General features: G+C 70.5%; 11 protein-coding genes. 4 read left to right on the forward strand and 7 right to left on the reverse strand.

The genetic code is table 11. From position 1 onward, the window contains the following. The first annotated feature begins 21 nt into the window (after positions 1–21). Positions 22–1,104, forward strand: coding sequence for a LacI family DNA-binding transcriptional regulator (locus ABH926_RS08215; protein ID WP_370364785.1), 1,083 nt, complete (start codon positions 22–24; stop codon positions 1,102–1,104). On the opposite strand, the gene ABH926_RS08220 is transcribed toward ABH926_RS08215, so the two are convergent. From ABH926_RS08220 to ABH926_RS08245, 6 genes are read right to left on the reverse strand one after another with little or no spacing between them, the layout of a single operon-like run. Further along, a complete protein-coding gene (locus ABH926_RS08220) occupies positions 1,094–1,870 on the reverse strand; it encodes a sugar phosphate isomerase/epimerase family protein (protein ID WP_370364786.1) in 777 nt (258 codons plus the stop codon). The two genes, ABH926_RS08215 and ABH926_RS08220, sit on opposite strands and share 11 nt — an antisense overlap. Next, complete coding sequence (locus ABH926_RS08225) at positions 1,867–3,741, reverse strand: DUF2264 domain-containing protein (protein WP_370364787.1); 1,875 nt, start codon at positions 3,739–3,741, stop codon at positions 1,867–1,869. The genes ABH926_RS08220 and ABH926_RS08225 overlap by 4 nt, the downstream gene beginning before the upstream one ends. Then, positions 3,741–5,441, reverse strand: a complete 1,701-nt coding sequence (locus ABH926_RS08230) for a heparinase II/III family protein (RefSeq protein ID WP_370364788.1) — start codon at positions 5,439–5,441, stop codon at positions 3,741–3,743. Before ABH926_RS08230 ends, ABH926_RS08225 begins: the two co-directional genes overlap by 1 nt. A 15-nt stretch (positions 5,442–5,456) precedes the next feature. Further along, positions 5,457–7,142: a sugar ABC transporter substrate-binding protein gene (locus ABH926_RS08235; protein ID WP_370364789.1), complete on the reverse strand. Its 1,686-nt coding sequence runs from the start codon at positions 7,140–7,142 to the stop codon at positions 5,457–5,459. 14 nt (positions 7,143–7,156) lie between these two features. Then, positions 7,157–8,056 carry a carbohydrate ABC transporter permease gene (locus ABH926_RS08240; RefSeq protein ID WP_370364790.1) on the reverse strand — a complete coding sequence of 300 codons (900 nt, stop codon included), beginning with the start codon at positions 8,054–8,056 and terminating at the stop codon, positions 7,157–7,159. Then, positions 8,053–9,015: an ABC transporter permease gene (locus tag ABH926_RS08245; protein ID WP_370364791.1), complete on the reverse strand. Its 963-nt coding sequence runs from the start codon at positions 9,013–9,015 to the stop codon at positions 8,053–8,055. The genes ABH926_RS08240 and ABH926_RS08245 overlap by 4 nt, the downstream gene beginning before the upstream one ends. A gap of 272 nt (positions 9,016–9,287) precedes the next feature. On the opposite strand from ABH926_RS08245, the gene ABH926_RS08250 reads away from it, so the two are divergent. Both ABH926_RS08250 and ABH926_RS08255 read left to right on the forward strand, forming a co-directional pair. Then, on the forward strand, positions 9,288–10,310 hold the full coding sequence (locus tag ABH926_RS08250; RefSeq protein ID WP_370364792.1) for a hydroxyacid dehydrogenase: 1,023 nt from the start codon (positions 9,288–9,290) through the stop codon (positions 10,308–10,310). A 26-nt stretch (positions 10,311–10,336) separates the two neighbouring features. Beyond that, complete coding sequence (locus ABH926_RS08255) at positions 10,337–11,185, forward strand: alkaline phosphatase family protein (protein WP_370364793.1); 849 nt, start codon at positions 10,337–10,339, stop codon at positions 11,183–11,185. 48 nt (positions 11,186–11,233) lie between these two features. Here ABH926_RS08255 and ABH926_RS08260 read toward each other — a convergent pair whose 3' ends face one another. Further along, positions 11,234–12,046: a hypothetical protein gene (locus ABH926_RS08260; protein ID WP_370364794.1), complete on the reverse strand. Its 813-nt coding sequence runs from the start codon at positions 12,044–12,046 to the stop codon at positions 11,234–11,236. 242 nt (positions 12,047–12,288) lie between these two features. On the opposite strand from ABH926_RS08260, the gene ABH926_RS08265 reads away from it, so the two are divergent. After that, entirely contained in the window at positions 12,289–13,665 is a 1,377-nt protein-coding gene (locus ABH926_RS08265; RefSeq protein WP_370364795.1) for a magnesium transporter MgtE N-terminal domain-containing protein, read from the forward strand. The last annotated feature ends 5 nt before the right edge of the window (positions 13,666–13,670 follow it).

Here is a 13,670-nt window from a genome sequence, read left to right on the forward strand (position 1 = left end):
TAGAAAACGTATTCTTTCCCCGTGCCGAAACGAGCTGACGCCGACCGCGAATCCCCCTCCGGCCGCGCGGCGACCATCCGCGACGTGGCCACCCGCGCCGGGGTCTCGGTCGCCACCGTCTCCCGGGTCCTCACCGGCAACTACCCGGTGGCCGCCGCGACCCGCACCAAGGTCCTGCGCGCCGTCCGCGACCTGGACTACGTCGTCAACGCGCATGCCCGCGCGCTGGCCGGCAACAGCTCGAAGATGATCGCGGTCCTGCTGTCCAACCTCACCTCGCCGTTCTACAACCGCGTGGCCTCCGGCGTGGAGCAGCAGGCGATGGCCGAGGACCGGCTGTGCATGGTGAGCACCACCGGCGGCGACCCGGAGCGCGAGGTGAAGCTGGTCGAGACGCTGCGCGAGCAGAACGTGGACGCGGTGGTCCTGGTCGGCGGCGTCATCGACACCCCCGAGTACCGCGAGCACATGGCGCGCCTGGCCCGGCTGCTGGACAGCGCGGGCTCGCGCCTGGTGGTCTGCGGGCGGCCCTCGCCCGGCGAGAACCTGCCGGTGACCGTGGTCGAATACGACAACGCCGGCGGCGCCTTCGCCGCGACCAGCCACCTGCTCTCGCAGGGGCATCGCAGGATCCTGTTCATCGGCGGCGACGAGGCCAACACCACCACCCGCGACCGCCTCGACGGCTACCGCCGCGCGATCCACGCCTACCGCGCCGAGGAGGACCCCGGCCTGGTCATCATCGGCAACCAGCTGCCGCCGTTCGCCTACTCCGAGCTCAAGAAGCGGCTGGCCGCCGGCCCGCCGGACTTCACCGCGGTCTTCGCCTGGGACGACCACATCGCGGCCCGCGCCCTCGTCGCGCTGCGGGAGGCCGGGGTGTCCGTGCCGGACGAGGTATCAGTGATCGGATACAACGACGAGCAAGAGGCCCAGGACCTGTACCCGGCGCTGACCACCGTCTCGATCCCGCACATGGAACTCGGCCGCGAAGCCGTCCGCCTGGCCCTGCACCGCGACGAAGCGGCCGCCCCGACCCAGCACGTCGTGCTGGGGACCCACATCGTGATGCGGGACTCGGTGCGGCCGCTGATCAACCGGTGAAGGCGGGCTTCACCTTCAACGCCTCGGCCAACGGCACGGCCTCGGGGTGCCACTTGGACTCCCACTCCAGCGACATCCAGCCCTGATATCCCAGTTCGCGCAACGCGGCGTAGAACTCGTCCAGCGGGATCGTGCCCTCCCCGAGCGGCAACGGCGTCCGCTCGGTCGGCGACAGGACATCCTTGACCTGCACATGCCGCAGATACGGGGCCAGCACGTCCTTCGTGACCGCGATCGGCTCGCCGGTCCGCCACGGATGCATGACGTCCCAGATCGTCCCGACATCGCCGGAGACCTGAGACAGCACCCGCGCGATATCCACACCCTGTGGATGACTGTCATGGGTTTCCACCAGAATCGCGACGCCTTCGGGCAGCCGCGCCGCGATCGCGTTCAGCCGGCGAACCGCGCGCGCGTCGGCCTCGGCGCCGGGTTCCTCCGCGCCGGGGAAGACCCGCACGAAAGGCGCCCCGAGATCCCGCGCGAGATCGGCGTGCGCCAAGGCGTCCGCGACGCACTCGTCGTCGCCGACTTCGCCGCGAGCCACTTTGACATACGACGCGACCGCCAACACCGTGACGCCGCCGGACTCCAGCACCTCCCGCGCGGCAGCCCGCTCCCGCGCCGACAGCCCGACGTGCACCGGCTCGTCGTCTGCGGCCCGCAGCTCCAGCCCGAGCCAGCCGGTGGACCGGGCCAGTTCCACGACGTCCGGCAACGGCAGCCCCGAGCAGCCCAGGGTCGAGAACGCCAGCGGCCAGCTCATTCGGCATCTCCCTCGGGCAGCCGGAACACCATCGCCTTCGACCGGTAGAACACCGTCCCGCCGGGATGCTCGGCCGTCAGATACGGCGTCGCCGAGAACGCCCCCAACGCGTTGGCGCCCAACTCGTGCTCGACCCCGGCCGCGGTCCACCCGCCCAGGCTCTCGATCCGCGACATCACGCCGAGGTCGTTGACCGCGAAGGCGCCGGGCAGCTTCTCGTTCTCGCCGTGCAGCGCCTGCTCGGAACCGGCGACCGGATAGCCGCCCTCGCGCACCGTCCAGCCGGCCGGCGCCGTCACCCGGTGCACCCGGATCTCGGCGCCCTCTTTAACAAAGGTCTGTGTTTCGATCATGAAAGGCTGTGTCTCGATCTCCGCGCCCTCGATGGGGTGGACGGCGCCGCCGGGCTCCTCCTCGAAGCCCGGGACGTGCCGCGACGCACCCCACTCGGCCGCCACCCCGATCGGCTCGATCACCGCGCGCGAGGTGACCCGGCCGTCCGGCGCGATCAGCGCGACGTGGTTGCCGACCCGCCTGGCCCACGCCTCGGCCCCGGTGTCCGGCGCGGTGACCGTCGAGAACGCCAGCGGCGAGTAGAAGACGTCGGTGTGCTCGTCGAACGGCGGAGTGTGGTGCCGGGCCTTGTCGCTGCCGTGGTTCAGCAGCCGGACCACGCCGTCGTTCCGCGTCCCGCTCAACGACCAGCCGACCGGCGCGATCGCCGACTCGAAGTCGGCGACCTCCACTGGCAGCGGCGACTCCGGCGCCGTCCATACCCGGTGATCGGCCGGCAGCATCAAGCCGATGAAGCCCTTCGAGGCCCAGTACGGCGAAGCAGGGCCCGAATAGTTCTGCACCATGGGCAGGAACGGCTCGTGCCAGCCGAGGGTCAGCAGTCCGCGCTCGTCCGGCGCGCCGTGTTCGGCGAAGTGCTTCAGCACGCCGCTGGCCGCGCGCCGCGAAAGCCCGGCGTCGTAAGGGGAACAGTCGAACATCTCCCCGATCCAGATCGGGGCCGCGGCCGCGAAGCGGTAGGTCAGCGACCGGCCCTGGTGGATCGGCGCGCCGTCGGCGCCGAAGAAGTCGAAGTAGCGCTCCAGGAACTGCCGCAGCCGGTCCCGGTACACCTCGCGGGCCGCGAGCGCGCGGTCGTTGCGTCTGCCACCCTCGGCCATCTGCGTCCACACCAGCGGATACAGGTGCATGGCCCAGCCGATGTAGTAGTCGAAGTTCCGGCCGGCGCCGTCGGTGTACCAACCGTCGCCGACGTACCACTCCTCGGTGGCGTCCAGACCCCGCAGGATCTCAGACTCCTCATATCGCGCGCCGATCGAGGACAGGAACTCCTCGGTGACCGTCTGGAACAGCATCCAGTTGTTCGGCCAGGTCGGGTTGCCCACGAACTCGCCGAGCCAGTCCGCGACGAGCCCCTGGGCCCGGGTGTCCAGCTTGTCCCACAGCCATTCCCGTGTGTAGTGCAGCCCCAGCGCGATCGAGGCCGCCTCCACCATCGGCTGCCCCGGACGGCCCTGCGGAATCCGAGGCCAGGCCTCGGGATGCGAGGCGTCCGCTCCGGCGGCCAGGCCCGAGGAGTACCGCGCGATCAGGTCCTCGGCCACCGGCCCCCGCCCGCGATCGGCGGCGATCCGCCACGCCGCGAGCAGGAAGGTGCGCGCGAAGCCTTCGAGGGCATCGGAGTCGAACCCCGAACCACTCGGCCGCCCGGGGAGCTCGAAACGCGCGGAATGCGGCGAGGCGAACGGTTTCACGGAATCGAGCAGGTAGTCGGCCTGCGTGAGCCAGTGCTCCCGCGTCCAGCCGGTGTACTCCGACAGTTCGCGGTCCTCGGGGACATCCAACGCGCCGGCCATCAACGCTCCTTGCGCTCGACGGTGAACACGGACTCCAGCCGGCTGCCACCAGCCTCGACCGAGCATCGTAGCCGAAGACGGAAAACGCTTTCCAGCTCGCCCCGGTGACCGGTGGTCTCGACGGTGTCCAGCTCGGGCCGCATCTCGACCGGGCCCGACCAGGTGAGGACACACCGGGCCTTCTCGCCTTCCCACACCACGCGATCGGCCTCGACCGCCGGCCGGATCCGGCTGAGGTACAGCTCCTCGAACGGCATCGCGCGGTCGGTCTCTACCCGGTCCACCACGACCAGGCTGCCGTGCCGCTGCCAGGTGAAACGCCGGCCGAGGGCCAGCAGGCCCGGCACGTCGTACGCCGCGGTGAGGTCCAGCGTGAGGATCGCGCCCCGGCCGGTCTCGGCGAAGCGCTCGACCTTCGCGGCGTACTCGGCGCCCGGCAGCTGACCTCGGCCGTCGACCAGCGGGATGGAGTGGCCTTCGGCGGCCGTATGAATGTCCTTATACCGCTCGGGCCCGAAGTAGTCGGCGTTGTACTCACCGGCGCCGAGGTCCGCGAGAAGCGTCTCGCCGTGGCCGCGCAGGATGAACTGGCCGACATCCAGGTGGTTGTGGAACTCGTCGTTGTGACCGCCCTTGGCCGCGAACTCCGCCTCGCCGCCGCGGTCCACGACCCACGCCAGATCCGGCAGAAACGCGACACCCGGTGAGACCGGTCGGCCCAGGACGCGCTCCGTCGTCCACTCGATGTTCTTGGCGACGTGCGGCCAGCGATGACAGAAGTCTGATGCGAAGCTCGGCACCGCCTCGATGTACGGCACCGGCACCCCGAGCCGCTCGACTAGCCGCGCCATCAGCCCGGTCGGGATGGCCGCGGTCTCTGAGCCGTCCGAGAAGCTCGGGAACCGGCCGTCGCCGAAGGCGACCCGCGCCGGGAACGCCGCGATCTCCCGGATCTTCGCGTCCGTCAACAGGTCCGGGCCGCCCCGCTCGCGCCAGGCCTCGGCGAAGTAGGCGAAGTACCCGAAGCCGTAGACCCAGTAGTCCATGCCCTCGGAGCAGCCGCCGTCGTCCGGATAGTGCTCGATGAAGCGGCGCAGGGATTTCTGCGCGCGCTTCAGGATCATCGCCAGCCGCTTGGCATCGTCCGGGAAGAAGGCCAGCGCGGCCATCCCGACCCCGCCGGCGACCACGGCCAGCCAGTTGTTGGTCATCTTCTCGAACGCCATCGGCCGCTGGTCGTCGGCGAACGGGATGAAGACCCGGTCCAGCAGTTCCTCGCGGCACCGCATGGTCACGTCTTCGGGCAGCTGCTTGCCGAAGCGCCCGATCAGCTCGGCCACGGTGTGCGCGGTCTCGGCCGCGAACAGGTCGACGCAGCGCCGCATGTCCCCGTCCCGCGCGTGGTACTCGTGCGCGGGCAGGGCCCAGCTGTACTCGTCGCACACCCGCCACAGTTCGTCGGCCAGGACGCTCAGGACCTCGGCGCCGACGACACCGTCGGCGCGCACGTCGAACATCGCCGCCGCGCCGGCCGCGACCAGCCGGCCACGCCGTTCGAAATAGGGATGCTCGTAGCCGTAGCGGTGGCCGGTGTCGCCGAACTGCCGGTACAGCGTGTAGGTCAGCTCGGGCGCGGCGGACCCGGCCGCCTTCGCCACGACGTCGCGGACCTCGTCTTGCAAAGCGGCCAGGTAGCTCATGCGCCCGATCATGCCTCAGCTATGAGTCTTGCTGTATTCGGCGCCGAGCTCCGCGGCGATCTGGTCGCCTCCGCTGCTCTTCCACTTCTTGATCACATCGTTCCAGGACGACAGCTGCGCCTTCCCGGTGATGATCGCGTTCATCCCGTCCTGAATCTGCTGCAGCAGGGTCGGCCACTGCTTGTTGCGGGTCGCCGACTGGATGCCCAGGCTCGGGTCCGGGACGCCGAGCGGCACGATGTCCACCTGCGCCTGGTAGCAGCGCTTAGCCGCCTCGGGCTCGCCGGCGAGGTAGTTCACCAGCGGGGCGGCCATGACGTACTTGAACGGCACGTTCACCGAGTTCTCGATCTTGCCGAGGTCGGTCGGCTTCGAGGGCCCCCCGTCCGCGCCGCGGGTGAAGTGCACGCCCTCGATGCCGTAGTTGATCAGCTCCCACTCCTTGGAGCCGAAGGGCGCGGCCAGGAAGTTCAGCACGCCGAGCAGCATCTTGATCCGCTCCGGCGACGCCTTCTTCAGAGCCGTGTAGCCGAAGTAGCCCGGGGTCAGCCACGGCGTCGCCTTGGCGCCGGCGCCGGTGTCGTAGGGACGGACGAAGTCGACCTTCCACTTCTCGTTGACCGCGGTCGCGTAGCCGCCGAACCCGCCGAATCCGTCGGTGGTGGTGACGTAGGTCCCGTTCTGGAAGTCCGTCTTGCACTGGGTGCTCGACACGGTCAGCGCCGCCGGGTCGTACAGGCCCTTGCCGTACCAGTCGGCCATCGTGGCCAGCGACTGCTTCATGGTGTCGGTGCCGTAGGCGGTGGTGAACTGGCCGTTCGCGAGCGACCACAGGTTGGGGGTGCCGTGCACGCCGGAGTGCGTCAGGTAGCCGAAGGAGGCCACCTTGTTGGTGCCGAGCGCGAAGTGGCCCTGCGTGTTCAGCTTCACCAGTCCGGCAGTCAGTTCGGCCTTGCTCAGGCCGCCCGGCGTCGGGTTCCAGATCCCGGCCTGCTGGAACAGGTCGGAGTCCGCGAAGAACGAGTTCCCGAGCCGCGGCCGGTGGATCGGTATCGCGTAGAAGTCGCCGCCGACCCGGCCCACCGAGTCCCAGCTGTACGGCGGGATCGCGGCCAGGTTCGGGTAGGCCTTCGCACCGGCGTCCCCGGACAGGTACTGGCCCAGCGGCTCGCACTTGGCCTGCAGGAACTGCGCCTCGTTCGGCAGCTGGTACAGGCCCAGCATGATGATGTCCGGCAGGTCCGAGGCGGCCATCATGGCGCCGAGCTTGGTCTGCCAGTCGGCGTCGGTGACCATCGTCAGGTCCAGGTCCACGCCGACCGCGTCGTTGACGGCCTTCCACAGCTGGTTCTGGTCCGGACCCTTGGGCTGCGTGCCGTAGGTGACGATCAGGGCCCGCACCTTCGAGCCGTCGCCGGGCTTGGTCGGCACCGACTGGATGAGGTTCGCCGGGTAGCGCAGGAACGTGTCCTGCACTCCGGCCGCCGTGCCCGGCATGTCGGGGTGCAGGCCGGCCGCCGGCGTGTAGGTCGGCCAGGCCATGAGCTTCTTGTCGGCGTTGGACTGCGCGGCGCCGGAGGTGGTCTTGGAGCCGCCGCAGGCCGCCAGGGCCGGGGCGGCGGCGGTCGCGACGGCGGCGGCACCGGTGGCGCGCAGGACGGTCCTGCGGGAGATCTGCTGCGCGGGGTTGGTGAACGGCATGACGGTGCGGTTCCTTAGCTCTTGACGGCGCCGGTCATGACGCCCTTGGTGAAGTAGCGCTGCAGGAAGGGGAAGGCGGCGGCGATCGGCACGATCGCGATGACCACCAGGGCGGAGATCGCCTTCATCGGGGCGATGCCGGTGATGTCCACGCCGGCCTCGGCGTTGGGGTTGTTGCCGGCGATGACGAAGCCGCGCAGCACCGTGGACAGCGGGTTCAGCGAGCCGCCGTTGGTGTAGAGCATCGCCCGGAAGTAGTCGTTCCAATAGCCGACGGCGTAGTACAGGCCGACCACCGCGATGATCGCCTTGGACAGCGGGAGCACGATCTTGAACAGGGTCCTGAGATCCCCGGCGCCGTCCAGGCGCGCCGCCTCGTACAGCTCCTCCGGGATGCCCTGGAAGAAGCCGCGCATGATGACCAGGTTGAAGACGTTGATCATCACCGGCACGAACAGCGCGGCCAGGTGGTCGAACAGGTGCAGGTCGGTGACCACCAGGAAACTGGGGATCATGCCGGCCGGGAACAGGAACGTGAACAGGATCGCCAGCAGGATCGGCTTTCCGGCCGGCACGTTCGGCCGGGACAGCGCGTAGGCCAGGAAGGTCGTCGAGGCCAGGCTGGCCGCGGTGCCGAGCGCGGTCACCAGGACCGAGACCCACAGCGCGTGGCCGATGGTCCCGCCCTCGAAGACGTTGGTGTACGCGGAGAAGTCCAGCTTGTCCGGCCACAGCGACCAGCCGCCGTTGGCGTTCACCTCGGCGTCGGAGGACACCGAGGTCGCCAGCACCAGCCAGAACGGCACGGCTATCAGGGCCAGGATGACCACGACCGTGGCGCCTTTCAGCGCGCTGACCGCGGGCTTGGGCCGGCCCATCCAGGCCGGACGCAGATTCGAGCTCTCGACGCTCACTGGTAGACCCCCTGTTCGCCGAGCTTGTGCGCGATCTTGTTGGCGCCGATCACCAGCACCATCGCCACCAGGCCCTTGAGCAGGCCGGCGACCGCCGCCACGGAGAACTGGCCGTTGCCGACGCCGTGGTTGTAGACGTAGGTGTCGATCACCTCCGCCGCGGCCGGCGTGAAGGTGTCCCGCTGCTGCATGACCTGGTCGAAGCCGACCGACAGGATGTCGCCGACCCGCAGGATCAGCAGCAGCACGATGACCGGCCGGATCGAGGGCAGGGTGACGTGCCAGGTGCGGCGGGCCCAGCCGGCACCGTCGAGCGAGGCGGCCTCGTAGAGCGCGTCGTCGACCTGGTACAGCGCGGCCAGGAAGATGATCGTGCCCCAGCCGCAGTCCTTCCAGATCAGCTCGATCAGCATCATCGGCTTGAACCAGGCCGGGTCCCGGAAGACGTTCACCACGACGTGGTGGCTGTCGTGCGTCAGCAGGCTGTTGACCATCCCGGAGGGACCCAGCACCTGCACGAACAGCCCGACCACGACCACCCACGAGATGAAGTGCGGCAGGTAGACGAAGCTGACCACCAGCTTGCGCACCCGGTTGCGGGTCAGGCTGAACAGGAACATCGCCAGCGCCAGCGGCACCGGGAAGTAGAAGACCAGCTGGATCAGGGCCAGCTCGAAGGTGTTGCGGACCGCGTGCCAGAAGTCGGGGTCGGCGAACAGCGTCGAGAACTGCTGGAACCCGACCCAGGCGCTGTCCTTGATGCCGACGAAGGGCACGTAGTCCTTGAAGGCGATGATGTTCCCGAGCTGCGCCAGGTACTGGAAGACCCCGAAGTACAGCACGCCGGGAAGCATCATCAGCAGCAGGACCTTGTCCCGCCGCAAGCGCGCCCACCGGGTCCTGGCCCGGGGCTCGGCCCCGGCTGTCGCGGCGGCTGCGGCGGCCGTTGCGGCTGCCATGCGGTACCTCCCTACCTTTCGACGTCGGTGTGATGGGACGCGAACCTAAAACGGTTACTGTCTCGCGTCAAGCGATCGAGGTCGGCGTGGCCGACTTGTGATCTGCTGTGACGTGGACGTGGGGTTCTTGACCTCGGAATCTGAGCCGCCTACAGTCCTCGTGCTACGAAACCGGTTACATGACCACGACTCGGCGCGCGCCGAACGGGCATACCTGTACCGGCAGAACATCGCTTCCCGGCAGAACATCGCCCGACAGATGAGGGGGCCCCATGGCCGGCCGTGCCGCCGCGTTATTCGCCATGCGTCCGGACGTCGCCGCCGCGGCGTTCCCGGCCGCGCTGCGCACCCGGCTCGACGCCGTCGTCGAGATCGACCACGGGCTGGTCGTGACCGACTTCGCCGAGCCGCGGGCGCGGCGGGCGCTGGCCGGCACCGAGGTCCTGCTGACCGGCTGGGGCTGCCCGCCGCTGGCCGCCGAGGTGCTGGACGCGGCGCCGAACCTGCGCGCGGTGGTGCACGCGGCCGGCTCTGTGAAGCACCATCTGGGCCCGGACTTCTGGGGACGCGGGATCCTCGCGTCCTCGGCCGCGGACGCCAACGCCCATCCGGTCGCGCAGTTCACGCTCAGCGTGATCCTGCTGGCCTGGAAACGGACCTTCTCGATGGCGCGGCAGTACGCCGAGGGCGTCTACAAGGCGTCCGCGACCTCGCCGCGGTTCGGCAACGTCGGCCGCACGGTCGGGGTGGTCGGCGCCTCGCGGATCGGCCGGCTGGTGCTGCCGATGCTGGCCCGCGAGGGCTTCGAGGTGCTGCTCGCCGATCCGACGCTGAGCCCGGCCGAGGCCGCGGCGCTGATGCCCGCGCCGTGGACGGTGCGGCTCGTGGACCTCGACGAGCTGCTGCGCCGCAGCGACGTGGTGACGCTGCACGCGCCGTCGCTGCCGGAGACCCGGCACCTGCTCGACGACCGGCGTCTGGGGCTGATGCCCGAGGGATCGGTGCTCGTCAACACCGCCCGCGGCGCCCTGATCGACACCGAGGCGCTGGTGCGGCACTGCGCCGCCGGCCGGATCGACGCGTTCCTGGACGTCACCGACCCCGACGAGCCGCTGCCGCCGGGGCATCCGCTGTTCCTGCTGCCGAACGTAGTCGTGACGCCGCACCTGGCCGGCGCGATGGGCAGCGAGGTCGCGCTGCTCGGCGGGTACGCGGTCGCCGACGTCGAGCGGTTCGTGGCGGGACTTCCGCTGCTCGGCGCGGTCCATGAGGATGATCTCGCGCGGATCGCCTAGCCGGCGGCCCGGACACCAGGGGAGACATGAGCACTTCACGCACTTCACGCGTTCTGGTCATCGGGATCGACGGCACGCGGCTGGACTTCCTGGAAGCCGAACCGACGCCGAACCTCGACCGGATCGCCGGCGAGGGCTTCCTGGCCCCGGTCCGGATCGAGGACGGCACGCCGACGGTGTCAGGGCCCTGCTGGGCCACCGCGGTCACCGGCACCAAGATCGACCGGCACGGCATCGGCGGCAACGACTTCGCCGGGCACCGCCTCGCCGAGCACCCGGACTTCCTGACCGTGCTGACCCGCGACTTCGGCCTGCACACCTACCTCGCGGTCGGGGCCTGGCCGCCGCTGGCCACCACGGCCGACCACGGCCCGATGTTCGCTGCGCCGTCCCGGCTGAGCTTCGCCACTTTCGGGCAGTCCGCGCCGGGCTGCGACCGCGGCGACGAGGCCGTCACCCGGGACGCCGAGCGCGTCCTGGCCGCCGAGGACGTCGGCGCGGCGTTCGTCTACCTCGGCGTGAACGACGCCACCGGCCACGACCTGGGCTGCGGGGACGCGTACCGGGCCGCGATCCGCCGCACCGACGCGCGGGTCGGGCGGCTGCTGGCCGCGGTCGCCGCGCGGCCGGACCGGACGGGCGAGAACTGGACCTTCATCGCCGTCACCGACCACGGCCACGTCCTGGAAGGCGGCCACGGCGGCGGCAGCGAGGCCGAGCGGACCGCCTGGATCGCGGCCTGCGGCCCGGGGATCGAGGGCGGCGCCGACTACGGCACGCTGCGGCACGTGGACGTCGCGGCGCACGTCTACGCGGCGCTGGGCGTCGAGCCGGACATCGTGCTGGACGGCAAGCCGTTCGCCTCTGTGGTCTGACTGGCCTTGTCGCCTTATCGCCTTGCCGGTGTGACCGGCGGACCGCGGCTACTTCGCCAGCTTGCCTATGTCCACGACCTGACCCGGCGGCGGCGGGTTCAGCGTCACCTGGGAGTCGTAGTCCATGAAGTCCAGCGTCCCGCCGCCGGGAGGCAGCACCCGCTCCAGGAAAGGCTGTCCGTCGATGGCCACGTAGACCCGGGTGTCCTTGGAGCCGGACAGCACGATCGACTTGGTGCCCCGGATGTCCTTCTGGCCGTCCTTGCCCAGCGAGCCGATGCCCTGCATGATCTGCGCCAGCAACTGGCGCGGGTCGGTCAGCGAGGCGAAGGTCTGGTACTGCGCGTCACTCGGGCCGATGTGCAGGTAGTTGATCTGCATCGCGGTGACCGCGATGCTGTTGTCGGACGAGCTCCCGCCCGAACTCGGGCTGCCCGGGGTGGAGGACGATCCCGAGGACGGCGCGGATGCGGACGAACTCGGCGCCGGGGCGGAGCCGTCACCGAGCCGGGACAGCACGGAGCGGTAGAAAGCCTCATCGCCCTTGACGTAGACGTCCGGCCCGACCCGCAGCAGCTCGAGCACCTCGGTGCCGATGGTGACAGTGCCGGAGGCGCCCTTGTCCTTCACCAGCCGCAGGTCCAGCGCGACCGGCTGGTTGCCGGAGTTGAACTGGCCCTGGACGTGGACGCTGCTGGCGTTCAGGACGGCGTCCTCGGCGGTGGCGACGATGGATCCGGCGCCCTTCTTCGCGACGCCGTTGGTGCCGGTGGAGCCGCAGCCGGCCAGCACCGCCACGGCCGCCACGGCCGCGACAGCCGCGGCTCCTGCGCGGACGGCGGTTCCTCGGGACGTGCGCACGGTTCTCCCGTTCTCCCGTCGATCGGTGACGCCACGAGACTAGACGACGGGCCCGCGGACCGGGGACGGAGTAGCGGAGTCTGTCGCCCGGGGCCGGAACCGGTAGCCTGATCACATCATCGGACCTGGGGCGTCGCGCGGTCGGCGGCGTTTCGACCGGCCCGTGAGGCAGCACACTCATCTTGACCACCCGCGGCCGCCGGGAGCGTGCCGGCCGCGCAGACGACGATGCGGAGGATGACGTGAGGGCCCTGTCCCGCGTGTACGTCTCCCACCTCGCCGGCCGGTCCGTGTTCGACGCGGACGGCGAACCCGTGGGCCGGATCCGCGACATCGTGGTCAGCATGGGCGCCGGCGACTCCGCGCCGCGCGTGCTCGGCCTGGTCCTGGAGATGCAGATGCACGGCCGGCGGCGGGTCTTCCTGCCGATCGGCCGGGTCACCTCGATCGAGAACAACCAGGTGATCTCCACCGGCCTGGTGAACATGCGGCACTTCCAGCAGCGGGCCGGCGAGACGCTGGTGCTCACCGAACTGCTGGACCGCCAGGTCACGCTGAAGGCCACCGGCGAGACCGCGACCGTGCGCGACGTCGCCCTGGAGCCCGAGCGCGCCGGCAAGGACATGGCGCTGACCAAGCTGTTCGTGCAGAAGGCGGCCAAGGGCGGGCTGCGGCGCCGCGGCGAGTCGCTGACCGTGGACTGGGACGCGGTCGAGGGCCTGGAGGTCTCCGGCGTGCAAGGCGCCGCCGAGCTGGTCGCGGCGCTGGACAAGCTGCACGCCGCGGACCTGGCGCACGTCATGCACGAGCTGTCGCCCAAGCGCCGCGGCGAGGTAGCGGCGGCCCTGGACGACGAGCGCCTGGCCGACGTCATGGAGGAACTGCCCGAGGACGACCAGGTCGAGATCCTGGGCGAGCTGGAGTCCGAGCGCGCCGCCGACGTCCTGGAGGCGATGGACCCCGACGACGCCGCGGACCTGCTCGGCGAGCTGAGCGCGGACGAGGCCGAGCGGCTGCTGGCCCTGATGGAGCCGCAGGACGCGAACCCGGTGCGGCGGCTGCTGACCTACCGCGAGGACACCGCCGGCGGCCTGATGAACTCCGACCCGATCATCCTGCTGCCGAACGCGACCGTGGCCGAGGCGCTGGCGCTGGTGCGGGACGAGGAGCGGACGCCGGCAAACGCCTCGCTGGTGTTCGTCACCCGTGCTCCGACCGAGACCCCGACCGGCCGCTACCTGGGCGCCGTGCACATCCAGCGGCTGCTGCGCGAGCCGCCGATGGCGCTGGTGTCGGCCGCGGTGGACGTCGAGCTGGAGCCGCTGGCCCCGGACACCATGCTGAACGAGGTCACGGCCTACATGGCGACCTACAACCTGGTCGCGGTGCCGGTGGTGGACGCCGACGACCGGCTGCTGGGCGCGGTCACCGTGGACGACGTGCTGGACCACCTACTGCCGGACGACTGGCGGATGCGGCAGGGCAAGCACCCGCACGACGAGCTGCCGCCGGAGGCCCGCGAGGTCGTGGAGCTGCTGGAGGAGCAGGACGCCGGGACCGCGGGCCTGGAACGGACCGGCACCGGCACCGGCACCGGCACCGAGGCGGGGGAGGGTTAAGTGGC

The sequence above is a fragment of the Catenulispora sp. GP43 genome, assembly GCF_041260665.1.
Lineage (GTDB): Bacteria > Actinomycetota > Actinomycetes > Streptomycetales > Catenulisporaceae > Catenulispora.